Consider the following 22,619-nt stretch of genomic DNA (forward strand, 5'->3'; position numbering starts at 1 on the left):
CTCCTGCCGCCCACCCGACCCGCCCCGCAGCCGCCCAGAATCGAGCGAGTTCGCCTCGACAAGCGCCGATTCCTGGTGCCCTGTCTCGTCGTGGCCTCGGTGTCGGCGGCCTACGGGGGAATCACCAGTCTGTTGCCGATCGCCGAATCGAACCGAGCTGCGATGATCGGACTCGCACTGGCCGTCGTCAGTGCCTCGATGCTCGTCGGGCGTTACGCCGCGGGGTCGGTGGCCGACCGCATCGGAATAGGACGCTCGGTGTTTCCGGCGTTGGTGTCGGCGGCAATCGGTATCGCTCTGTTCGCGATCGCCGCGCTCGGCGGCATGCCCGCTGCGCTGTTCTTCGTCGCAGCCGTCCTGTTCGGAATCGGGTACGGCGCGTGCCAGAACGACAGTCTCGTGATGGCGTTCGACGCAGCCGGTCCGGCCCGATACAGCAGCGCGAGCGCCGTCTGGAACATCAGTTTCGACGCGGGTACCGGGGCGGGCGCACTCGCCCTCGGTGTCCTGGCGACGAGTGTGGGTTACACCGCGGGATTCACCGCAGCAGCAACGGCGGTGGTCGCAGTCGCGGCGGTGGCGCTCGTCGCGAGACCACGCCCCGATAGACTTCCCGCATGACTTCTGTGGTGTTGCTCGATTACGGCTCGGGCAATCTGCACTCGGCGAAGCGGGCTCTCGCCCGAGTCGGTGCCGATGTGACCGTGACCTCGGACTTCGACGAGGCACTGAATGCAGAAGCGCTGGTCGTTCCTGGTGTCGGCGCATTCGCCGCCTGCATGGAAGGGCTGCTGGCGGTGAAAGGCGAGCGCATCATCGGGCGACGCCTGGCGGGCGGACGCCCCGTCCTCGGCATCTGTGTCGGAATGCAGATCCTCTTCGACCGCGGGGTCGAGTTCGGGGTCGAGGCCGACGGGTGCGGGGAGTGGCCGGGAACGGTCGAGCGCTTGCAGGCCGAGGTGCTGCCCCACATGGGATGGAACACCGTCGAGGCACCGGAGAAGAGCGTGCTGTTCGACGGCATCGATCCCCAGACCCGGTTCTACTTCGTGCACTCCTACGCCGCGCAACAGTGGGAGCTCGAACCCAGCGACACCATCGCCGCCCCGTTGCTCACCTGGGCCGATCACGGCGGCCGGTTCCTCGCCGCGGTCGAGAACGGCGCTCTCTCGGCCACCCAGTTCCACCCGGAGAAGTCCGGCGACGCCGGGGCCGCGCTGCTCGAGAACTGGGTCCGATCGGTGTGAGCGATCGCGAGTTCTCACTCGGGCGCTTGGCGGTTCGCGCACTCGGTGCGGCTGTGGCCGTGCTGGCCATCGCGACGGCACTGATCGCTGTGCTGCAGCCGAGTGCCGGGGTGGGCTTGGTCATCGCATTGGCCGGTGTGGTCGGCGCGATCGCGGCGATGGGTGTGGTGTCCACGCGCATGACGCGCAAGGAACTCCGGTAGGACCACAGGCGACCCGTTTTGAGTTCACGGACGCTCGGCCCGTAGCATAACCGCACGTGAGCCTGGTCTTATTGCCTGCTGTCGATGTCGCAGGCGGCGAAGCTGTCCGTCTCGTTCAAGGAGAAGCCGGAAGCGAAACGAAGTACGGGTCGCCCCGTGACGCGGCCCTCGCGTGGCAGAACGACGGTGCCGAGTGGGTCCATCTGGTGGATCTCGACGCTGCGTTCGGACGCGGATCCAACCGCGAGCTGCTGGCGTCGGTCGTCGGCGAGCTCGACGTCCAGGTGGAGCTGTCCGGCGGAATTCGCGACGACGAGTCGCTGCGCGCGGCGCTGGCGACCGGTTGTGCGCGAGTCAATCTCGGCACCGCAGCGCTCGAGGATCCGCAGTGGTGCTCCCGCGCGATCGGCGAGTTCGGTGATCGCGTCGCCGTCGGTCTGGACGTGCTGATCGTCGACGGCGCACCGCGGTTGCGCGGCCGCGGCTGGGTGAGCGACGGCGGCGATCTGTGGGAGGTTCTGGAGCGGCTCGAGCGCGACGGGTGCTCGCGCTACGTCGTCACCGACGTGACCAAGGACGGCACGTTGACCGGGCCCAACCTCGAACTGCTAGCCGACGTGTGCGCCAAGACCGACAAGCCGGTCATCGCATCGGGCGGCGTGTCCACGATTGCCGACCTGGAAGCGATCGCCGGACTGGTCGACCGCGGTGTCGAAGGTTCCATCGTCGGAAAGGCTCTGTACGCCGGACGTTTCACGCTTCCGGACGCTCTCGCTGCGGTGTCTCGGTAACGCAGGAATGACCCTTCCCGAGGAACCGACTCGTCTGCTCGAGATCGCCGGAGGTCTGCTCGACGGCATCCACGATCGGTTCGTAGCCGGCGTCGGCGCACCGAGTGCAGTGCAGAAGGGCCCCGACGACTTCGCCACCGCAGTGGATCTGGAGCTCGAGCGGCGGCTCGGTGCGGAATTGCACGAAGCCACCGGAATCGCTGTTCACGGTGAGGAGTTCGGGGGACCGGATCTGAACTCGGGACTCGTCTGGGTGCTGGACCCGATCGACGGCACCTTCAACTATTCGTCGGGATTGCCGTCGGCCGGAACGTTGTTGGCGTTGCTCGACGATGGCGAGCCGATCCTCGGGCTCACCTGGCTGCCGTTGGTGGATCAGCGTTTCGCCGCTGTGGCAGGCGGCCCCCTGTTGCTCAACGGTGCCGCACTTCCGCCGCTGCAGCCGAAAGCGTTGCGCGAGTCCATGATCGGGTTCGGTGCGTTCAACGTGGCCAGCCGCGGTTCGCTGCCGGGTCGGTTCCGATTCCGCATCCTCGAAGAGCTGTCGATGCATTCCTCGCGACTGCGGATGCACGGTGCCACCGGAGTCGATCTCGCCTACACCGCCAGCGGAGTTCTCGGCGGCGCGGTGGTCTTCGGGCACCGGGCCTGGGACAACGCAGCCGGCGCACTGCTGGTACGCGCGGCAGGCGGAATCGTCACCGACCTCGCGGGCGAAGCCTGGACGGTCGACTCGGCGTCGGTGCTCGCAGCCGGACCGGGAGTGCACGAAGAATTGCTGAAGGTGATCACCGAACTCGGTGATCCCGTCGACTACCTGAAAGGACCGGTGCGATGAGCGTCGCGGTCAGAGTGATCCCGTGCCTCGACGTCGACGCCGGACGCGTCGTCAAGGGAGTGAACTTCGAGAACCTCCGCGACGCAGGCGATCCCGTCGAGCTCGCGGCCGCCTACGACGCGCAGGGGGCCGACGAGCTGACCTTCCTCGACGTCACCGCGTCGACGTCGGACCGAGGCACGATGCTCGACGTCGTGAGCCGCACTGCCGAGCAGGTGTTCATCCCGCTCACCGTCGGCGGGGGAGTGCGCACCGTCGCCGACGTGGATCGACTGCTGCGAGCCGGGGCGGACAAGGTCAGTGTCAACACCGCAGCGATCGCGCGGCCGGAACTGCTGCGTGAACTGAGCGAACGATTCGGTTCGCAGTGCATCGTGCTCTCGGTCGATGCCCGAACCGTTCCGGACGGTCAGCAGGACACCCCGTCGGGCTGGGAGGTCACCACCCACGGCGGCAAACGCGGCACCGGCATCGATGCCGTCGAATGGGCAGTACGGGGAGCGGAATTGGGCGTCGGTGAGATCCTGCTCAATTCGATGGACGCCGACGGAACCAAAGCCGGATTCGATCTGCCGATGATCGCCGCCGTCCGGAGCGCGGTGCACGTGCCGGTGATCGCCAGTGGCGGAGCAGGCGCCGTGGAACACTTTTCGCCGGCAGTGCACGCCGGCGCGGACGCGGTTCTCGCCGCGAGCGTGTTCCATTTCGGTGATCTCACCATCGGCCAGGTCAAGGATGCGATGCGTGCCGAACGCATCGTCGTCCGATAGCGAAGAGGATTTCCGATGACACTCGACCCGAGTCTGTCCGCGCGGCTCAAGCGCAACGAGGCCGGACTGTTCAGCGCCGTCGTGCAGGAACGGTCGACCGGTCAGGTACTCATGGTGGCCTGGATGGACGACGAGGCGCTGGCACGAACCCTCGAAACCCGCAAGGGCACTTACTATTCCAGGTCCAGGCAGCAGTACTGGGTCAAGGGTGAGACGTCGGGTCACACGCAGTACGTGCACGAGGTTCGACTCGACTGCGACGGTGACACCGTGCTCCTGGTCGTCGACCAGGTCGGCGCGGCGTGCCACACCGGCACGCACACCTGCTTCGATGCCGACGTCCTGTTGGGCCCCGACCCTCAGGCGTGACCGGTTCCGGCCGCGATTCCCTTGTCCAACTGCGTCAGCAGAGTCGAGCTCAGGGTCGCGAGCTGCTCGACCTCCGCGTCGGAGAGCCCCTCGAACACCAGTGACTGCACCGTGCCGACGTGCCCCGGTGCCGATTCCACGACCTTCGCCATGCCTGCGTCGGTCAGCACCGCATAGGACCCGCGGCTACCCGGGATCGACTCGCGCCGCACCCAACCGGCCTTCTCGAGCTTGGTCACCACGTGCGAGAGGCGCGAGAGCGACGCGTTCGCGTACTCGGCGAGGTCGCGGAGCTGGATCCGTCGCTGCGGATTCTCGCTGACCGTCGCGAGGACGAAGTAGTCGAAGTGGGTCAGCTGCGAATCGCGCTGCAGCTGAGCATCCAACGCTGCTGGAAGTCGAGTGACCAGGGCGACGAGCGACCGCCAGGCCTCCTGTTGACTCTCGGTGAGCCAACGGGGATCCACCGTGTGTTGCGGTGTCGCCGACGTGTCCATCCCAGGGAACCTCTCGATCTCTCGGTCGTTGCTGCAGGCTCCGATGATCTGTCTCGGTCGTTCCTGCAGGCTCCACTCCTATCCGTGGGTCGTTGCTGCAGGCTCCACTCCTGCCCAGATAGTTGTGGTCTGCACATGATGCCTCGAGGTTCCCCCACCCGAGGCATCGCGTCGGACAGTGCTCTAGGTGCGATGTGCCCGCAGGTAGTCGAGAGCCTTGTCTGCGTGGGCCTCGAACCGGACCTCGCTCGAGAAGGTCTCGAGGACCTTCCTGTCGGTGCCGATGACGAACGTCGCACGCTTGACCGGGGAGAGCTTGGCCAGCAGACCACGCTTGACGCCGAACGCGGTGGCGACGGTGCCGTCCTCGTCGGACAGCAGCGGGTAGTCGAAGGACTTGGCGGCGGCGAACTCTGCCTGCTTCGCGACCGCATCGGCGCTGATGCCGACCCGGGTGGCACCGACCTCGGCGAACTCGGACGCCAGGTCCCGGAAATGGCACGCCTCGGCGGTGCAGCCGGGGGTGAAGGCAGCGGGGTAGAAGAACAGCACCACCGGACCGTCCGCCAGCAATTCGGTCAGCGTTCGGGTCTCTCCGGTCTGGTCCGGCAGGGAAAAATCGGGAACGAGCTCGCCTGGTTTCATGCTCGGCAGGTTACCGCGAGCGCCGACGCTCGTGCCGAACCTGGGAGGATGGTGGCATGCACGGCGAGACGACCACCGACCCCAGCCCCACTCCCGACACCGAGAACTCGGACTCGACGACCTCGCGTGGGGTGTTCCGGCATCTCGCCGCCGAGCACCGCGTGGTGCCGGTGACGCGAAAAGTGCTCGCCGACTCCGAGACCCCGCTGTCGGCGTACCGCAAGCTCGGTGCCGACCGACCCGGAACCTTCCTGCTCGAGTCCGCACAGAACGGCAGTTCGTGGTCCAGGTGGTCGTTCATCGGTGCAGGCTCTCCGGCGTCGCTCACCGTCATCGACGGTGAGGCCGCATGGCGCGGCAACGTTCCTGCAGGGGTGCCGAGCGGCGGCGATCCTCTCGAAGTGCTGGCGCGGACTCTGGAGCTGTTGCACTCGGAGCGGCTGCCAGGTCTGCCTCCGTTGACCGGCGGCATGGTCGGTTACCTCGGATACGACTCGGTGCGGCGCATCGAGAAGCTGCCCGAGCATGCGCAGGACGATCTCGGTGTTCCGGAGTTGGTCATGCTGCTCGCGACCGATCTCGCGGCCGTCGACCATCACGAGGGCGCGATCACCTTGATCGCGAACGCGGTCAACTGGAACGGCACCGACGAGCATGTGGACGAGGCGTACGACGACGCGGTGCGCAGATTGGATCGCATGTGCGCAGACCTGTCGAAGCCCGCCGCCTCCACGGTCTCCACCGTGTCCAGGCCGAAGCCGCAGTTCCGGAGGCAGCGCACGTCCGAGGGCTTCGGTGCCGACGTCGCTCGCCTGGTGGAGGAGATCGAAGCAGGTGAGGCGTTCCAGGTGGTTCTCTCCCAACGTTTCGAGATGGACACCGATGCGTCACCGCTGGACGTCTACCGGATGCTGCGGGCCTCGAATCCGAGCCCGTACATGTACCTGATGCACGTACCGGGGGAGAACGATGAGACGGCCTTCTCCATCGTCGGATCGAGCCCCGAGGCATTGGTGACGGTGGTCGACGGTCTCGCCACCACGCATCCGATCGCGGGCACGCGGTGGCGAGGCACCTCCGAGGAGGAGGATGTGCTGCTCGAGAAGGATCTGCTGGCCGACGAGAAGGAGAACGCCGAGCACCTGATGCTCGTCGATCTGGGCCGCAACGATCTCGGGCGAGTCTGCGCTCCCGGCACCGTGCGAGTGAGCGATTACCGCCACATCGAGCGATACAGCCACGTCATGCACCTGGTGTCGACGGTCACCGGACGGTTGGCCGAGGGCAAGCGTGCCCTCGACGCGGTCAAGGCCTGCTTCCCGGCAGGCACCCTGTCCGGGGCACCGAAGGTGCGCGCGATGGAACTGATCGACGAACTGGAACCGACCCGACGCGGCATCTACGGCGGCATCGTCGGCTACCTCGATTTCGCGGGAGACGCCGACACGGCGATCTCGATTCGCACCGCACTGATCAAGGACGGCACCGCCTACGTTCAGGCCGGGGCAGGCGTCGTGGCCGACTCGGTTGCGGAGTACGAGGACGACGAGGCGCGGAACAAGGCGATGGCGGTGCTGGGAGCCGTCGCCGCTGCGGAGTCGCTCCGTGAGGTCGGCGGCCGATGACCGAGCGATCCAATCGCCGCGGGTCGGCCGCTCTGCCCGTCGCCCTTCTGGTCGTTGCTGCCGTGTGCCTGTGGGGCGCGTCGAGGATGACGTGGGTTCGGGTGACGTCGTTCGACGGGCTGGGGGAGAGCCGAACCGACGACCTGCTCGGCAGCACCTGGGCCGCTGCCACGACCCCGCTGGCACTGGTGTTGGTGGCGGCGATCGCCGCGTCGTTCGCCGTGCGGGGGTGGGCATCGCGTGTGCTCGCCCTGCTGATCGCTGTGGTGGCCGTGGCGGCCGCGATTCCGGCAGTTCGATTGCTCACTGCCGGGGCGTCCGATTCGGAGTCCGCGGCGCTGGCTGAGCTTCCGGCCCGCGCCCAGGTGTCGATGACGGACGTGTCGGTTCTGCCCGCGATCGTCACCCTCGTCGGTGCACTCTGCGCCTTCGCTGCGGCTGTGGTGTCGATTCGGAAAACGTTTGCCACGCAGGTACTCTCGTCCAAGTACGACGCCCCGGCGGTGCGTCGTGACGAGGTTGCTCGTCGTGCGCGCAGCAGTGCCTCCGGTGCCGGTGTGCAGGACGAGGGCGAGGACCTCACCGAACGCATGATGTGGGACGCGCTCGACGCCGGCGAAGACCCTACCGACGAGTCCGGTACCCGGCGTTCGTCGGATTGAATCGGCCCTCTACGCTAGATCCGACCCCGATGAGATTCCTCACATCGGACGTCGACGCTCAGAAAGGACTGGGGGCACCATGACTGTTCTCGACTCGATTCTCGACGGTGTGCGAGCCGACGTGGCCGCGCGTGAATCGGTGGTCGATTTCGCCGCCGTGAAAGCAGCAGCGAAGGCAGCACCGGCCCCCCTCGACGCGGCAGCTGCCCTCCGTGAGGACGGCATCGGCGTCATCGCCGAGGTGAAACGAGCGAGCCCGTCCAAGGGGGCGTTGGCCGACATCGGTGATCCGGCCGTTCTGGCCCGCGCGTACGAGCAGGGCGGCGCGCGCATCATCAGTGTTCTCACCGAGGAACGTCGCTTCCACGGGTCTCTGGCAGACCTCGATGCCGTGCGTGCCGCGGTGTCGATTCCCGTGCTGCGCAAGGACTTCATCGTCGGCCCCTATCAGATCCACGAGGCTCGGGCCCACGGTGCCGACGTCATCCTGCTGATCGTCGCGGCGCTGGAGCAGGATGCGTTGGCGTCCTTGCTCGACCGCACCGAGTCGCTGGGCATGACGGCGCTGGTCGAGGTGCACACCGAGGCCGAGGCGGACCGCGCCCTCGAGGCCGGTGCCAGCGTGATCGGCATCAATGCCCGCAATCTGAAGACGCTCGAGATCGATCGTGACAGCTTCGGCCGTATCGCTCCCGGGTTGCCCAGCGAGGTCATTCGTATCGCGGAGTCCGGAGTGCGTGGCACGGCGGATCTGCTCGCCTACGCCGGTGCAGGTGCCGACGCGGTACTCGTCGGCGAGGGCTTGGTCACCGCAGGAGATCCGCGTACGGCCGTCTCGGACCTGGTGACGGCGGGCACGCATCCGTCGTGCCCCAAGCCCGCACGCTGACCCTGCACCGCTGACCCGGCACCCGACCCGAACGCGGCGGCGGTCCGCCGTTGGGGCACACTGGACCGGTGAGCACCAGCAATTCTTCTTCCATCACGGACGCCCCGCAGGCAGTCCGTTTCAAGGGCGCTGATCTGCCGCAGAGCAGCATCGGCCTCACCGATCGCAGCGCGCACGAGCCCGATGTGGGCGGCCATTTCGGTGTCTACGGCGGCAGATTCGTGCCCGAGGCACTGATGGGCGTGATCGAGGAAGTCACCGCCGAGTACGAGAAGGTACGCAGCGACAACGAGTTCCTCGGTGAACTCGACCGACTGCAGCGCGATTACACCGGTCGCCCCTCGCCGGTCTTCGAGGCGACGCGGTTGTCCGAGCACGCAGGCGGCGCTCGGATTCTCCTCAAGCGAGAAGACCTCAACCACACCGGTTCTCACAAGATCAACAACGTGCTCGGACAGGTGCTCCTGGCCAAGCGTATGGGCAAGACACGGATCATCGCCGAGACCGGCGCGGGCCAGCACGGAGTGGCCACCGCCACGGCGTGCGCGCTCCTCGGGCTCGAGTGTGTCGTGTACATGGGCGAGGTCGACACCGAACGGCAGGCCCTCAACGTCGCTCGGATGCGTCTGCTCGGATCCAGTGTCGTGGCCGTGAAGTCCGGATCGCGCACCCTCAAGGACGCCATCAACGAGGCGCTGCGCGACTGGGTCACCAACGCGGACAACACGTACTACTGCTTCGGCACCGTCGCCGGGCCACACCCCTTCCCGGTCATGGTGCGCGATTTCCAGCGCATCATCGGCCTCGAAGCGCGGCAGCAGGTGCTCGCGTCCACGGGCCGGTTGCCCGACGCCATCGCCGCCTGCGTCGGCGGTGGCTCCAACGCAATCGGCATCTTCCACGCCTTCATCGACGACGCCGATGTTCGGCTGATCGGCTTCGAGGCGGCGGGTGACGGTGTCGAGACCGGCCGCCACGCTGCGACGATCAGTGGTGGAACTCCGGGAGCCCTGCACGGTGCGTACTCCTACCTGCTGCAGGACGAGGACGGTCAGACCGTCGAATCTCATTCCATCTCAGCGGGATTGGACTACCCGGGCGTCGGTCCCGAGCACTCGTACCTGCACGACATCGGTCGGGCCGAGTACCGCGGCATCACCGATACCGAAGCCATGAACGCCTTCAAGCTGCTGTGCCGCACCGAAGGCATCATCCCGGCCATCGAGTCCTCGCACGCCATCGCAGGCGCGCTCACCCTCGGCAAGGAGTTGGGCAAGGACGCGATCATCCTGGTCAACCTCTCCGGTCGCGGCGACAAGGACGTCGACACCGCAGCCGAATGGTTCGGTCTGATCGACGGAGACGGCGAAGCGAACGTGGACGACGAAGCAGGTATCAAGCCATGAGCAACAACGACTCCCGCCTCTCGGGGACCTTCGCGCAGTGCCGTGCCGAAGGGCGCGCAGCACTCGTCGGATACCTCCCGGCAGGATTTCCGACGGTGCCGCGATCGGTCGAGGTGTTCAAGACGATGGTCGACGCCGGATGCGACATCGTCGAGGTGGGCATCCCGTACTCCGATCCGGTGATGGACGGCCCCACGATCCAGGCCGCGGCCGATGTCGCGCTGCGAGCCGGGGCCCGAGTCAAGGACGTCTTCGCCGTCACCGAGCAGGTCGCTGCAGCGGGTGGCCGAGCGGTCGTCATGACCTACTGGAACCTGGTCCTCAAGTACGGCATCGAGAACTTCGCGCGCGACCTCGCGAGTGCGGGTGGGCTCGGGATCATCACTCCGGATCTCATTCCCGACGAGGCGCAGGAATGGATCGAGGTCTCGAACCGGTACGAACTCGACCGAATCTTCCTCGTCGCCCCGTCGTCCACCGAGGAGCGGCTGGTCAGCACCGTCGAGGCCAGTAGCGGCTTCGTGTACGCGGCCTCGACGATGGGCGTCACCGGTGCCCGCGACGCGGTGTCCTCGATGGCCCCCGCACTCTCGGCACGCATCCGTCAACACTCCGACATTCCCATCGGCGTGGGTCTTGGAGTGCGCTCGGGTGCCCAGGCAGCCGAGATCGCCCGCTACGCCGACGCGGTGATCGTCGGTTCGGCATTGGTCAGTGCCGTCGACAAGGGACTCGACGCCGTGCGCGACCTGACGACGGAACTCGCCGAGGGTGTCCGTTCGGCTAACGTAGCGTCGTGACTTCGACCGCGATCCTGGCCTACATTCCCAGTCCGCCGCAGGGGGTGTGGCACGTCGGACCGCTGGCTCTGCGGGCCTACGCCCTGTTCATCATCATCGGCATCGTCGTTGCCGTCGTGTGGGGTGATCGCCGCTGGGTGGCCCGAGGTGGAACCAAGGGAACAGTCCTCGACGTCGCGGTCTGGGCCGTCCCGTTCGGCCTGCTGGGCGGACGTCTGTACCACGTGGCAACCGACTGGAAGACGTATTTCGGCCCCGGCGGAAACCCGGTCGAAGCGTTGTACGTCTGGAACGGCGGGCTGGGAATCTGGGGAGCGGTGTTCCTGGGCGGCGTCGGTGCCTGGATCGCGTGCCGTCGACGCGGGATTCCGCTGCCGGCGTTCGGTGATGCAGTCGGTCCTCCGATTCTGCTGGCCCAGGCGATCGGCCGCATCGGCAACTACTTCAATCAGGAACTGTACGGACGCGCCACCACCCAGCCGTGGGGCCTGGAGATCTACGAACGGGTCGACTCCGACGGACGGCTCGATCCACTCAACGGGATCTCGACCGGATTCGTGGAAAAAGTGGTGCACCCGACGTTCCTGTACGAGCTGTTGTGGAGCGTCGCGGTCGTGGTGCTTCTGGTTCTCGTCGACCGCAAGTACACGATCGGCCACGGTCGACTGTTCGCGCTGTACGTGGCCGGATACTGCGCCGGACGGTTCTGGGTGGAACTCATGCGCGACGATTTCGCCACGACGATCGCCGGTATACGCATCAACACCTTCACCTCCGCCATCATCTTCGTTCTGGCGCTCGCGTACTTCGTGATCGCCACCAAGGGCCGTGAAGATCCGGCGACGCTGAAATCGAACGACGACGTGGATCGCGAGACCTCTTCCGAGGACACCGCATCGGATGCAGAAGGTTCGCGTTCGGCACCGATCGACAGCACCACGGACGCAAGCACCGTCGACGCGCAGCCCGGTCCGGCGTCCGACAAGAAAGCCGAGGAAGAAGGCAGTACGCGTGGTTGATTTCGACAAGACCCCTCAGCCCGACCCCGAACCGGATTCCACCGCCGATTCGAGCGACAACGGGTCGAATCCGACCGCGTCGTTCGGTACGCCTTTCGATTACGACGCCACCGCCGAAGCGTCGCTCTCGGAGGCACCGGGAACGTCGGAGTCCGCGCCCTCGCACGGTCCGACCGGTCCCACGGGCCCGGGGTGGGACACGTACTCGGGTATCGGAAACGGCCCCGGTTGGTCCAGCACGCCGAGCTACCCGGCACCGAGCCCGGACGGCAGTACCGACAACCCGCTCGGTGGATTTCCGGCACCCCCCGGCTACCCGCAGCAGGGGTACGGCCAGCAGCAGAGTTACGGTCAGCAGGGCTACCAGCAGCAGAATCACGGCCATCAGGGCTATCCGCAACCGAATTACGGGCAGCAGGGTTACCCGCAGCAGGGCTATCCGCAGCCGAACTACGGGCAGCAGGGTTACCCGCAGCAGGGCTATCAACAGCCGAATTACGGGCAGCAGGGTTACCAACAGCAGGGATACGGCCAGCAGGGATATGGCGTACCCGTCGGCTATCCGGGTGGATCCGCATTCGGCGTCGGCCCAGATGCACCGTACGGGCGCGATCCGGTGACCGGCGTGCCGCTGTCGGACAAGTCGAAGATCGTCGGCGGATTGCTGCAGCTGTTTCTCGGTTGGTTGGGAGTCGGCCGCTTCTACATCGGAAGTATCGGGATCGGCGTCGCGCAGTTGCTCTTGTTCTTCTTCGGATTTCTCCTCACGGCGGTGTTCGGCCTCGGAGTGATTCTGCTTCTGGGGCTCTTCGTATGGCACGTGGTCGACGGCGTCCTGATACTGGTGGGCAATGTGACCGATGCTCAGGGGCGAAAACTGAGAGACTGATGCCCTTGCTGGTAGTGCATCGGGAGTAAGGGAGTTCGACGTGAGTGAATCGGGTACATCGTCATCGGACGGATCCCCAGGCGACGGATCCACTCCGTCGGAGCCGACCATCTCGTTCGAGAAGGGCTCTCCCGCAGGTTCGGGTCCCGTATACGGGGCTCCCGACCCGAACTACAGCGCTCCGAACTACAGCGCTCCGAGCCACGGCACTCCCGATGCCGACGATCGGGGGCAGTTCGGACCTCCCCCCGGTGCCGGTTACCCACCACCATCGGATGGTTCCGGTCAGTACGGTGCGCCGCCGCCCCCGCCGTATGAGGGCGGGCAGTACGGCGCTCCCCAATACGGCGCTCCCCAATACGGTGGTCCCCAGTACGCAGGCGGGCCCGGATACATGGACCCGATGGCTCCGTACGGTCGGCACCCGGTCACCGGTGAGCCGTTCTCCGACAAGCAGAAGCTGACGGCCGGTCTGCTCGGCATTCTGTTGGGCGCGTTCGGAGCCGGGCGCTTCTATCTCAACCAGCCGGGCATGGCGGTTGCGCAGATCGCCGTCACGTGGCTCACCTGCGGTATCGGCGGAATCTGGCCGTTGATCGACGGCATCATGATGCTCACCGGCAGCGTCCGTGATCAGCACGGTCGGCCGTTGCGCGACTGACCATCACATTCGTCGCAGCCGGCATTCGCGATTGCATCGATGCGAATGACAGCTGCTACGATTTCGCCATCCGGGAGAGATCCCGGTTTCTTTCGCGGGCCAGAGCTGTCCCGGTGAGTTCCCGACAGGCAGTTCAATTCGGCTCTTCCGACCGTTCCGGTCGACTCGAGCCGACCAGCCGGCGGGGTTGCCGAGACTTCCGGTGCAGCGTCGAACACACTGCACCGCCCTTCACGCACCCCACCGGCCTACGTGGAGGTGATCGTGGTGCTGTTTTCTCGGATGCCTGCGGAGCAAGGTCTGTACGACCCGAGCGCGGAGAAGGATTCCTGTGGCGTGGCGATGATCGCCGACATCGCCGGTCGCCGCTCCCACGCGATCGTCGCCGACGGGGTTCTGGCACTGGAGAATCTGGAACATCGCGGAGCTGCCGGTGCCGAGCCCAACAGTGGTGACGGCGCGGGCATTCTGATTCAGCTGCCGGTCGAACTCCTCGCCTCCCTTGCGCCGTTCGATCTGCCCGCGGCCGGTGCCGACGGCGACAACACGTTCGCGGCCGGAGTGTGTTTTCTGCCGCAGGGCATCCGTGAGCGAGCGATGGCCGTCGAGCGCGTCGAATCCGTTGCGGCCGAAGAAGGTCTGGACATCCTGGGCTGGGTTCCGGTCGAGGTCGATCCCGATCGAGCAGACGTCGGCCTCACCGCCCTCGGCTGCATGCCGTACATGAGCTACCTCTTCGTCACCGCCCCCGAGGTCGACGGCACGCGTCCGGCCGGTCTCGCTCTCGACCGTCTCGTCTACGGGCTCCGCAAGCGTTCCGAGCGGGTCACCCCCGAGATCGAGGCCGAAGGCTCGGGGCTGTTCTTTCCGTCGCTGTCCTCGCGCACCATCGTCTACAAGGGCATGCTCACCACGATGCAGCTGCCGCTCTACTTTCCGGAACTTCGTAATCCTTTGTGCACGAGCGCCATTGCCATCGTGCACAGTCGCTTCTCGACCAATACGTTCCCGTCGTGGCCGCTGGCACACCCGCATCGTTACGTTGCGCACAACGGCGAGATCAACACCGTCAAGGGCAACCGAAACCGGATGCGGGCTCGCGAAGCGCTGCTGTCGAGTGACCTGATCCCCGGGGACCTCGAGCGTCTGTTCCCGATCTGCAACCCCGATGCCTCGGACTCGGTGTCCCTGGACGAGGTGCTCGAACTACTGCACCTCGGCGGCCGCAGCGTGCCGCACGTGGTGATGATGATGGTGCCCGAGCCGTGGGAGAACCACCGCACGATGGATCCGCGGGTGCGAGCGTTCTACCAGTTCCACTCGTCGATGATGGAGGCCTGGGACGGTCCGGCCTGCGTGACGTTCACCGACGGCAGCTACGTCGGAGCCGTGCTGGACCGCAACGGTCTTCGCCCCGGCCGCTGGTGTCAGACGGCGGACGGCCGAGTCATCCTCGCCAGCGAGGCAGGCGTGCTCGACGTGCCGCAATCCGAGGTCGTCGCCAAGGGTCGCCTCGAGCCCGGAAAGATGTTCCTGATCGACACCGTCGCCGGACGTCTGGTGCCGGACGAGGAGATCAAACTCCAACTGGCAACCGAACATCCGTACCAGGAGTGGCTGCATGCGGGCCTGCTCGAGATCAAGAGCCTGCCCGAGCGTGCTCACATCCAGTACAACCACGACTCGGTGGTGCGCAGGCAGGTCGCCTTCGGCTACACCGAGGAGGATCTACGCGTGGTGCTGACGCCGATGGCCGCGTCCGGGGGCGAGCCGCTCGGTTCGATGGGTACCGACACCCCGGCCGCAGTGATGTCGCAGCGGTCGCGTCAGCTCTACGACTACTTCATCGAACTGTTCGCCCAGGTCACCAACCCGCCGCTGGATTCGATCCGCGAGGAGATCGTGACCTCGCTCTCGCGGGTGATGGGTCCGGAGCAGAACCTGCTCGAGCCCACGGCGGCGTCGTGCAGGCAGATCGTGTTGCCGTGGCCGGTGCTCGACAACGACGAGCTCAACAAGATCATTCACATCAACGACGACGGTGATCATCCGGGACTGTCGGCCACGGTGTTGCGTGGGCTGTACGAGGTCGAGCGCGGCGGCGAGGGTCTCGCCGAGGCCATCGAGGAGTTGCGTGCCCGGGCGTCGGAGGCGATCGCTGCGGGGTACACCACGCTGATCATCTCGGACCGCGACTCCGACCACACGCGTGCGCCGATTCCGTCGCTGCTCGCGACGTCCGCGGTGCATCATCACCTGGTGCGCACCAAGGAGCGCACCAAGGTCGCGCTCGTGGTCGAGTCCGGCGACGCACGCGAGGTGCACCACCTGGCGCTGCTCATCGGCTTCGGTGCCGCAGCGGTCAACCCGTATCTGGCGATGGAGTCGATCGAGGATCTGGTCGGCGAGGGCGAACTGACCGGAGTCGAACCGACGATCGCGGTACGGAACTATCTGTACGGGCTCGGCAAGGGCGTGCTCAAGGTGATGTCGAAGATGGGCATCTCGACCGTCGGATCCTACACCGGCGCACAGGTTTTCGAGGCCGTCGGTCTCGATCGCGAGGTGGTGCGCGAGTACTTCAAGGGCACGGTCAGCAAGCTCGGCGGCGTCGGTCTCGACGTGCTCGCCGAGGAGGTCAAGCTGCGCCATCGTCGGGCGTACCCCGAGAATCCGACCGACCGCGTCCATCGCCGGTTGGAGATCGGCGGCGAATACCAGTTCCGCCGCGAAGGCGAGCTGCACCTCTTCACCCCCGAGACGGTGTTCCTGCTGCAGCACGCAACGCGTACCGGCCGATACGACGTGTTCCAGAAGTACACCGACGAGGTGGACCGGCTCGCTCGCGAAGGGGGCGCACTGCGCGGTCTGTTCGAGTTCAAGGACGGTGTGCGGCCACCGGTTCCGCTCGACGAGGTGGAATCGGTCGAGTCGATCGTCACGCGGTTCAACACCGGAGCGATGAGCTACGGATCCATCTCTGCCGAGGCGCACGAGACGATGGCCGTCGCGATGAACAATCTCGGTGGACGGTCCAACTCCGGTGAGGGCGGCGAGGACGTCGACCGGCTCTACGACCCGACGCGGCGCAGTGCCGTCAAGCAGGTCGCCAGCGGTCGGTTCGGTGTCACCAGCGACTACCTGGTGAACGCCACCGACATTCAGATCAAGATGGCGCAGGGTGCCAAGCCGGGCGAGGGCGGTCAGCTGCCCGGCTACAAGGTGTATCCGTGGGTGGCCAAGACCCGACATTCGACCCCGGGTGTCGGCCTCATCTCGCCGCCCCCGCACCACGACATCTACTCGATCGAGGATCTCGCGCAGCTGATCCACGATCTCAAGAACGCCAACGAGAAGGCGCGCGTGCACGTCAAGCTCGTCAGTTCCGTCGGCGTCGGTACGGTGGCAACGGGCGTGAGCAAGGCGCACGCCGATGTCGTCCTCATCTCCGGATACGACGGCGGAACCGGAGCTGCGCCGTTGACCTCGCTCAAGCATGCAGGCGCTCCGTGGGAGATCGGGCTCGCCGACGCCCAGCAGACGCTGGTGCTCAACGGCCTGCGTGATCGCATCACCGTCCAGTGCGACGGCGGTATGCGCACCGGGCGCGACGTCATCGTCGCGGCACTGCTCGGCGCGGAGGAGTTCGGGTTCTCGACGGCCCCGCTGATCGTGGCGGGGTGCATCATGATGCGCGTCTGCCACCTCGACACCTGCCCGGTCGGTGTCGCTACGCAAAACCCGGAGCTGCGCAAGCGGTTCACCGGAAAGCCCGAGTTCCTTGAGGACTTCTTCAAGTTCATCGCCGAGGACGTGCGAAAGTACCTCGCGCAGCTCGGTTTCCGGAGTATCGACGAGGCCGTCGGTCGCGCCGATGTGCTCGAGACGGCACCCGGAGTGGCGCACTGGAAGAGCAAGGGACTCGATCTCGCGCCGATCTTCGCGATGCCCGTCGACCGCCACGGAGCCCCGATGACGCAGCGTCGACGCCTTCGCGCGCAGGACCACGGTCTCGATCTCGCGCTGGATCGGACTCTGATCCAGTTGGCCGAGGGAGCGCTGGAGGACGCCCACCCGGTCACGTTGGAGTTGCCGGTACGCAACGTCAATCGCACTGTGGGAACGCTTCTGGGATCCGAGGTCACCCGTCGCTACGGCGCGGTCGGGTTGCCGGACGACACCATTCGCATCGCGTTCACCGGATCGGCCGGTCAGTCTCTCGGTGCCTTCCTGCCGCCGGGCATCACCATCGACCTGGTCGGTGACGCGAACGACTATGTCGGCAAGGGATTGTCGGGCGGCCGAATAGTCGTGCGACCGGCCGAGGATGCGCCGTTCGTCGCAGAGGACAACGTGATCGCAGGAAACACGATTCTCTACGGTGCCACCTCGGGCGAGGTGTATCTGCGCGGTAAGGCAGGGGAACGGTTCGCGGTGCGCAACTCGGGAGCGATCGCGGTGAACGAGGGCGTGGGCGACCACGCGTTCGAGTACATGACCGGCGGTCGTGTCGTGGTTCTCGGGCCGACCGGTCGCAATCTGGCTGCGGGTATGTCCGGTGGCATCGCGTTCGTCCTCGGTCTCGATCCCGCGGACGTGAACCCGGCGATGGTCGAACTGCAGGCACCCGACCCGGACGATCTGGTGTGGCTACGCGAGACCGTCGAGAATCATCGGCGCTGGACCGGTTCCACCGTCGCGACCTCGTTGCTGGCCGACTGGCCCCGGCGGTCTGCGCTGTTCACCAAAGTCATGCCCGTCGACTACCAGCGAGTGCTGGAAGCGACAAGAATGGCGCGCGCCGAAGGGCGCGACGTCGATGCTGCGATCATGGAGGCTGCACGTGGCTGATCCACAGGGATTTCTGAAAGTCGTCAAGCGTGAGGCCGCCAAGCGTCCGATCGGCGAGCGCGTCAAGGACTGGAACGAGGTGTACTCGCACCAGCCGACGAGCGAGCGTGCCGCCGAGGTCTCCGATCAGGCGCGTCGCTGCATGGACTGCGGTATCCCGTTCTGCCACTCGGGAACTGCGGGTTGCCCGCTGGGAAATCTGATTCCCGAGTGGAACGACCTGGTGCGCCGTGGCCGCTGGGACGCGGCCAGTGACCGACTGCATGCGACCAACAATTTTCCGGAATTCACCGGGCGGGTGTGCCCGGCCCCGTGTGAATCGGCGTGTGTGCTGTCGATCTCCGAGGCGGCCACCGGCGGAAGCGTGACGATCAAGCGGGTCGAGCAGACCATTGCGGATCTGGCGTGGGAGGAAGGCAGCGTCGTTCCGCAGCCGCCGACGATCACCACCGGCAAGCGAGTCGCCGTCGTCGGATCCGGTCCCGCGGGACTGGCTGCGGCGCAACAGCTCACCCGCGCCGGACACGACGTCACCGTCTACGAGCGCGACGATCGTCTCGGCGGACTGCTCCGCTACGGCATCCCCGAATTCAAACTCGAGAAGTCTGTCCTCGATCAGCGCCTCATGCAGATGCGGGCCGAGGGAACGCATTTCGTCACCGAATGCGAGGTCGGCATCGACTTCACCGTCGAGCAACTACGCGAATCCTTCGACGCGGTGGTCCTCGCCGTCGGGGCTCTGCGGGCCCGAGATAACACCGAGGTGATCGGTCGTGAACTCGACGGCATCCACCTTGCGATGGAACACCTGGTGCCGTCGAACAAGGAGTGCGAGGGCGACGGTCCCACGTCGATCTCGGCCGCCGACAAGCATGTGGTGATCATCGGTGGCGGCGACACCGGAGCCGACTGCTTGGGTACGGCCCACCGACAGGGTGCTGCGTCGGTGACGCAGCTCGACTACAACCCCGCTCTGCCCGGAGCCCGCGACGACAGCCTCTCGCCCTGGCCGTCGTGGCCGCTGGTACTGCGGACCTCACCCGCACACGCCGAGGGTGGGGTCGTCCGTCATCAGGTCGCGGTCCAGCGATTCCTCGGTGACGAGCGCGGGCACGTTCGCGCGATGGTGCTCGCCGAGGTGGAGGTGCAGCGCGACGCGGACGGTCGTCGCATCGTCACGCCCATCGGTGAAGAAGTCGAACTGCCGTGCGATCTGGCGTTGTTCGCCATCGGTTTCGAGGGTGTGGAGCATGGTCCGTTGCTCGACGAGTACGGCCTGACGCTGACCAAGCGCGGTGCGCTCTCGTGTGGTCCGGATTGGCAGACCACCGCACCCGGGGTGTTCGTGTGTGGCGATGCGCACCGTGGTGCGTCGTTGGTCGTGTGGGCGATCGCGGAGGGTCGTTCGGCGGCTCACGGAGTCGACGCCTTCCTCACCGGACACTCGGAATTGCCGTCGCCGGTACACCCGACTGCACTGCCTCTCGCCGTCGTGTGACGCCCGTCTCTGAACCGGTACAGACCGTCTCAGCAGCAAGGTAGCGCGGCTACCGATCGGTAGTATTCGAGTGGACTCGTCTGCGATAGAGAACGCGACGTCCAGCGGCTAGGCTCGCCTTCGTGAGCCGACGTACGAAGATTGTCTGCACCCTTGGACCCGCAACCGCAACCACAGAGCGCATCCGCGAACTCGTCGAGAGTGGAATGGATGTCGCGCGACTGAACTTCAGCCATGGTGATCACCCCGATCATCAGGCCAACTACGAGAGGGTTCGAGCAGCATCGGACGCCACCGGCAAAGCCGTGGGCATTCTGGCCGACCTGCAGGGACCGAAGATTCGTCTCGGCCGTTTCGCCGAGGGCTCGACCACCTGGGCGGCCGGCGAGCTGATTCGCATCACCGTCGAGGAGTGCGAGGGCACTCACGACCGGGTGTCGACCACCTACAAGGAGCTGGCCCAGGACGCCAAAGAAGGCGACCGCCTGCTCGTCGACGACGGCAAGGTCGGCCTCGTGGTCACCGGTGTCGAAGGCAACGACGTGTTGTGCCGCGTCACCGAAGGTGGACCGGTCAGCAACAACAAGGGCGTGTCCCTGCCCGGCATGGATGTGTCCGTTCCCGCCATGAGCGAGAAGGACATCGCCGACCTCGAGTTCGCCCTCGCCCTCGGTGTCGATTTCATCGCCCTGTCGTTCGTGCGTTCTCCCGCCGACGTCGAACTCGTGCACGCTGTGATGGACCGCGTCGGCCGCCGAGTTCCGGTCATCGCCAAGCTCGAGAAGCCCGAAGCCGTCGACAACCTCGAAGCCATCGTGCTCGCGTTCGACGCGATCATGGTCGCCCGCGGTGACCTCGGCGTCGAGCTGCCCCTCGAGCAGGTGCCGCTGGTGCAGAAGCGCGCCATCCAGATCGCTCGCGCCAACGCCAAGCCCGTCATCGTTGCGACCCAGATGCTCGAATCGATGATCGAGAACTCCCGGCCGACGCGCGCCGAGGCGTCAGACGTCGCCAACGCAGTGCTCGACGGCACCGACGCGGTCATGCTCTCCGGTGAGACCTCGGTCGGCAAGTACGTGATGGAGACCGTGCGGACCATGGCCCGCATCGTCGAGACCGTCGAGACCGAGGGCGACAGTGTTCCTCCGTTGACACACGTCCCGCGCACCAAGCGTGGCGTCATCTCGTACGCCGCCCGTGACATCGGCGAGCGGCTCGACGCGAAGGCGCTCGTCGCGTTCACCCAGTCGGGTGACACCGTTCGACGGTTGGCTCGCCTGCACACCAAGCTGCCGTTGCTCGCCTTCACCTCGATCTCCGAGGTCCGTAGCCAGCTGTCGCTGAGCTGGGGCACCGAGACGTTCCTGGTCCCCGATGTGGGCTCGACGGACGCGATGGTGAAAGAGGTCGACAAGGCTCTGCTCGAACTCGGTCGGTACAACAAGGGCGATCAGGTCGTGATCGTGGCCGGTGCCCCTCCCGGCACAGTAGGCTCGACCAACTTGATCCATGTGCACCGAATCGGAGAAGAGGACCGGTAAGTGGTCGAAGCGGGGGGAACCGGCGTCAGCGAAAGCGCGCCGAGCACTACAGCTGTACGCAAGACCGATCTCGAGACGCTCCTCGATCTCCTCGCACTGGAGGAGATCGAGGAGGACGTGTTCGTCGGCGTTCACCCCGAGCAGGTGGGTAGCCGAACGTTCGGGGGGCAACTCGTGGCTCAGGGGTTGATCGCGGCCGGCCGCACCGTCTCGGGCACCTCGCGGGACGTGCACGCGATCAATGCGCACTTCATTCGCGGCGGCGACGTCAAGAAGCCCATCGAGTACCGGGTATCACGGCAGCGTGACGGTCGCGCCTTCGCCAACCGTCAGGTGACCGCCGTCCAGGACGGCAACGAGCTGTTCGTCATGCTCGCCGCCTTCCAGGATTTCGGCAAGGGACTCGAGCACAGCGTGGAGGTGCCCGAGGTTCCGTACCCCGATGCATTGCCTCCGCTCGGCGACCACTTCGTCGGGTACGAGGACCGGCTGCAGATGTTCGTCGACGCCCTCAAGCCGATCGACATGCGTTACGCGAACGATCCGGCGTGGATCATGCACGGCACCGGCGAGAAGCTCAACCACAATCGGGTCTGGATGAAGGCCGACGGCGATCTGCCCGACGACTCGATCTTTCACGCCGCGACCATGGGCTACGCGTCGGACACGACTGTGCTCGACTCGATCATCACCACCCACGGTCTGTCGTGGGGGCTCGATCGCATCGTCGCGGCGACGGTCAACCATTCCATCTGGTTTCACCGCCCGTTCCGGTTCGACGAGTGGGCTCTCTACGCCACCGAATCGCCGGTAGCGGCCGGGTCCCGTGGGCTGGCCACCGGACGCTTCTTCTCGATGGACGGCCAATTGTTGGCCACTGTCGTGCAGGAGGGTCTCATCCGGCACTTCCCGAAGCGGGAGCGGGCCTGAGGGCATTCGACCACTCCAGCGTTTTCGCGGCGAGATCGAGCGTGGCGAGCGCAGGGCTGGTCGACGGCAGTCGGGTGAATCTCACGTGGGGCGTCACCGTCCTCACGTGGCGACGGTAGCTCTCGGCCGCTTTCGCTCCGTTGAAGAACACCCTGTCGATGCCAGGGTTCTCGGCGAACAGATTCCCGAAATCGTTTGCCTCGATCGAGGATTCGACGATCGCCGAGTCCAGGCTTCCCTCTCGCGTGCACAGCTTCAGCACATCCCACACGGCGACGCCATGGCCGCGCAGACGCTCGGTGCGTTCGTCGTAGGGTAGCTCGGAGCCCGCACCGAACAGCGTTCCCATGATCGGCCAGAACGCATTTCGCGGATGCGCGTAATACTGCTGCGCGGCCAGCGACGCGACGCCGGGCATCGACCCCAGGATCAGGATGGTTGCGCCCGGTCCGACGATCGGCTCGAAACTGTGCACGACGTTCATTGCG

21 protein-coding genes and 2 pseudogenes are annotated in these 22,619 nt (G+C 66.2%); 20 read left to right on the forward strand and 3 right to left on the reverse strand.

Annotated elements, in window-relative coordinates:
- The 7 genes from CH306_RS20400 to hisI all read left to right on the forward strand — a co-directional run.
- On the forward strand, positions 1-621 hold a 621-nt coding region (locus CH306_RS20400), incomplete at its 5' end, for an MFS transporter (RefSeq protein ID WP_143546922.1).
- Positions 618-1,247 carry an imidazole glycerol phosphate synthase subunit HisH gene (gene hisH / locus CH306_RS20405; RefSeq protein WP_032394339.1) on the forward strand — a complete coding sequence of 210 codons (630 nt, stop codon included), beginning with the start codon at positions 618-620 and terminating at the stop codon, positions 1,245-1,247. The genes CH306_RS20400 and hisH, both read left to right, overlap by 4 nt.
- Positions 1,244-1,450, forward strand: a complete 207-nt coding sequence (locus CH306_RS20410) for a hypothetical protein (protein WP_032394338.1) — start codon at positions 1,244-1,246, stop codon at positions 1,448-1,450. Before hisH ends, CH306_RS20410 begins: the two co-directional genes overlap by 4 nt.
- A gap of 56 nt (positions 1,451-1,506) precedes the next feature.
- Positions 1,507-2,241: a bifunctional 1-(5-phosphoribosyl)-5-((5-phosphoribosylamino)methylideneamino)imidazole-4-carboxamide isomerase/phosphoribosylanthranilate isomerase PriA gene (priA, locus tag CH306_RS20415; RefSeq protein ID WP_032394337.1), complete on the forward strand. Its 735-nt coding sequence runs from the start codon at positions 1,507-1,509 to the stop codon at positions 2,239-2,241.
- Positions 2,242-2,248: 7 nt separating this feature from the next.
- Positions 2,249-3,079: an inositol monophosphatase family protein gene (locus CH306_RS20420; RefSeq protein ID WP_094647830.1), complete on the forward strand. Its 831-nt coding sequence runs from the start codon at positions 2,249-2,251 to the stop codon at positions 3,077-3,079.
- Positions 3,076-3,849 carry an imidazole glycerol phosphate synthase subunit HisF gene (gene hisF, locus CH306_RS20425; RefSeq protein WP_032394335.1) on the forward strand — a complete coding sequence of 258 codons (774 nt, stop codon included), beginning with the start codon at positions 3,076-3,078 and terminating at the stop codon, positions 3,847-3,849. Before CH306_RS20420 ends, hisF begins: the two co-directional genes overlap by 4 nt.
- A 15-nt stretch (positions 3,850-3,864) precedes the next feature.
- The gene (gene hisI / locus CH306_RS20430) at positions 3,865-4,218 is read left to right on the forward strand and encodes a phosphoribosyl-AMP cyclohydrolase (protein WP_032394334.1); all 354 of its coding nucleotides are present in this window, start codon (positions 3,865-3,867) and stop codon (positions 4,216-4,218) included.
- Here the strand turns inward: hisI and CH306_RS20435 are convergent.
- Positions 4,209-4,715, reverse strand: a complete 507-nt coding sequence (locus CH306_RS20435; RefSeq protein ID WP_094629250.1) for a MarR family winged helix-turn-helix transcriptional regulator — start codon at positions 4,713-4,715, stop codon at positions 4,209-4,211. The two genes, hisI and CH306_RS20435, sit on opposite strands and share 10 nt — an antisense overlap.
- Before the next feature lie 183 nt (positions 4,716-4,898).
- Positions 4,899-5,360: a peroxiredoxin gene (locus tag CH306_RS20440; RefSeq protein ID WP_094629251.1), complete on the reverse strand. Its 462-nt coding sequence runs from the start codon at positions 5,358-5,360 to the stop codon at positions 4,899-4,901.
- Positions 5,361-5,416: 56 nt separating this feature from the next.
- Here CH306_RS20440 and CH306_RS20445 point away from each other — a divergent pair, with 56 nt between their 5' ends.
- The 13 genes and pseudogenes from CH306_RS20445 to CH306_RS20500 all read left to right on the forward strand — a co-directional run bounded on the left by CH306_RS20445 (position 5,417) and on the right by CH306_RS20500 (position 22,131).
- On the forward strand, positions 5,417-6,985 hold the full coding sequence (locus tag CH306_RS20445) for an anthranilate synthase component I (protein WP_094647831.1): 1,569 nt from the start codon (positions 5,417-5,419) through the stop codon (positions 6,983-6,985).
- Entirely contained in the window at positions 6,982-7,647 is a 666-nt protein-coding gene (locus CH306_RS20450) for a TIGR02234 family membrane protein (RefSeq protein ID WP_094629252.1), read from the forward strand. Before CH306_RS20445 ends, CH306_RS20450 begins: the two co-directional genes overlap by 4 nt.
- Before the next feature lie 79 nt (positions 7,648-7,726).
- The gene (gene trpC, locus CH306_RS20455; protein WP_032394329.1) at positions 7,727-8,536 is read left to right on the forward strand and encodes an indole-3-glycerol phosphate synthase TrpC; all 810 of its coding nucleotides are present in this window, start codon (positions 7,727-7,729) and stop codon (positions 8,534-8,536) included.
- 134 nt (positions 8,537-8,670) lie between these two features.
- Positions 8,671-9,942, forward strand: coding sequence for a tryptophan synthase subunit beta (gene trpB, locus CH306_RS20460; RefSeq protein WP_045199662.1), 1,272 nt, complete (start codon positions 8,671-8,673; stop codon positions 9,940-9,942).
- Complete coding sequence (trpA, locus tag CH306_RS20465) at positions 9,939-10,742, forward strand: tryptophan synthase subunit alpha (RefSeq protein WP_032394328.1); 804 nt, start codon at positions 9,939-9,941, stop codon at positions 10,740-10,742. The genes trpB and trpA overlap by 4 nt, the downstream gene beginning before the upstream one ends.
- Positions 10,739-11,761: a prolipoprotein diacylglyceryl transferase gene (lgt, locus tag CH306_RS20470; RefSeq protein ID WP_094629253.1), complete on the forward strand. Its 1,023-nt coding sequence runs from the start codon at positions 10,739-10,741 to the stop codon at positions 11,759-11,761. Before trpA ends, lgt begins: the two co-directional genes overlap by 4 nt.
- A 192-nt stretch (positions 11,762-11,953) precedes the next feature.
- Positions 11,954-12,244, forward strand: a pseudogene (locus CH306_RS29945) (hypothetical protein); the annotation flags it as partial.
- Between the two features lie 142 nt (positions 12,245-12,386).
- Positions 12,387-12,650 (forward strand): TM2 domain-containing protein, encoded by a 264-nt coding sequence (locus CH306_RS29950; protein WP_235387202.1) that lies wholly within the window; start codon positions 12,387-12,389, stop codon positions 12,648-12,650.
- 49 nt (positions 12,651-12,699) lie between these two features.
- A pseudogene (locus CH306_RS29850) lies at positions 12,700-13,311 on the forward strand (NINE protein); the annotation flags it as partial.
- Positions 13,312-13,578: 267 nt separating this feature from the next.
- Positions 13,579-18,162: a glutamate synthase large subunit gene (gene gltB / locus CH306_RS20485; RefSeq protein WP_094647849.1), complete on the forward strand. Its 4,584-nt coding sequence runs from the start codon at positions 13,579-13,581 to the stop codon at positions 18,160-18,162.
- Positions 18,155-19,660: a glutamate synthase subunit beta gene (locus CH306_RS20490; protein WP_094647832.1), complete on the forward strand. Its 1,506-nt coding sequence runs from the start codon at positions 18,155-18,157 to the stop codon at positions 19,658-19,660. The genes gltB and CH306_RS20490 overlap by 8 nt, the downstream gene beginning before the upstream one ends.
- A 122-nt stretch (positions 19,661-19,782) precedes the next feature.
- A complete protein-coding gene (gene pyk, locus CH306_RS20495; protein ID WP_082073683.1) occupies positions 19,783-21,201 on the forward strand; it encodes a pyruvate kinase in 1,419 nt (472 codons plus the stop codon).
- Positions 21,202-22,131: an acyl-CoA thioesterase gene (locus CH306_RS20500; RefSeq protein WP_094647833.1), complete on the forward strand. Its 930-nt coding sequence runs from the start codon at positions 21,202-21,204 to the stop codon at positions 22,129-22,131.
- Here CH306_RS20500 and CH306_RS20505 read toward each other — a convergent pair.
- The gene (locus CH306_RS20505) at positions 22,097-22,615 is read right to left on the reverse strand and encodes a DNA-deoxyinosine glycosylase (RefSeq protein WP_045194985.1); all 519 of its coding nucleotides are present in this window, start codon (positions 22,613-22,615) and stop codon (positions 22,097-22,099) included. The two genes, CH306_RS20500 and CH306_RS20505, sit on opposite strands and share 35 nt — an antisense overlap.
- Positions 22,616-22,619: the final 4 nt, after the last annotated feature.

Source organism: Rhodococcus sp. 15-725-2-2b (assembly GCF_002259075.1).
Lineage (GTDB): Bacteria > Actinomycetota > Actinomycetes > Mycobacteriales > Mycobacteriaceae > Rhodococcoides.

Coding starts and splice junctions, on each gene's coding strand:
- CH306_RS20420 (WP_094647830.1), top strand. CDS start 2,249: ATGACCCTTCCCGAGGAACCGACTCGTCTGCTCGAGATCGCCGGAGGT.
- hisI (WP_032394334.1), top strand. CDS start 3,865: ATGACACTCGACCCGAGTCTGTCCGCGCGGCTCAAGCGCAACGAGGCC.
- trpA (WP_032394328.1), top strand. CDS start 9,939: ATGAGCAACAACGACTCCCGCCTCTCGGGGACCTTCGCGCAGTGCCGT.
- CH306_RS20505 (WP_045194985.1), bottom strand. CDS start 22,615: ATGAACGTCGTGCACAGTTTCGAGCCGATCGTCGGACCGGGCGCAACC.
- hisH (WP_032394339.1), top strand. CDS start 618: ATGACTTCTGTGGTGTTGCTCGATTACGGCTCGGGCAATCTGCACTCG.
- trpC (WP_032394329.1), top strand. CDS start 7,727: ATGACTGTTCTCGACTCGATTCTCGACGGTGTGCGAGCCGACGTGGCC.
- hisF (WP_032394335.1), top strand. CDS start 3,076: ATGAGCGTCGCGGTCAGAGTGATCCCGTGCCTCGACGTCGACGCCGGA.
- CH306_RS20440 (WP_094629251.1), bottom strand. CDS start 5,360: ATGAAACCAGGCGAGCTCGTTCCCGATTTTTCCCTGCCGGACCAGACC.
- CH306_RS20445 (WP_094647831.1), top strand. CDS start 5,417: ATGCACGGCGAGACGACCACCGACCCCAGCCCCACTCCCGACACCGAG.
- CH306_RS20435 (WP_094629250.1), bottom strand. CDS start 4,715: ATGGACACGTCGGCGACACCGCAACACACGGTGGATCCCCGTTGGCTC.
- CH306_RS20450 (WP_094629252.1), top strand. CDS start 6,982: ATGACCGAGCGATCCAATCGCCGCGGGTCGGCCGCTCTGCCCGTCGCC.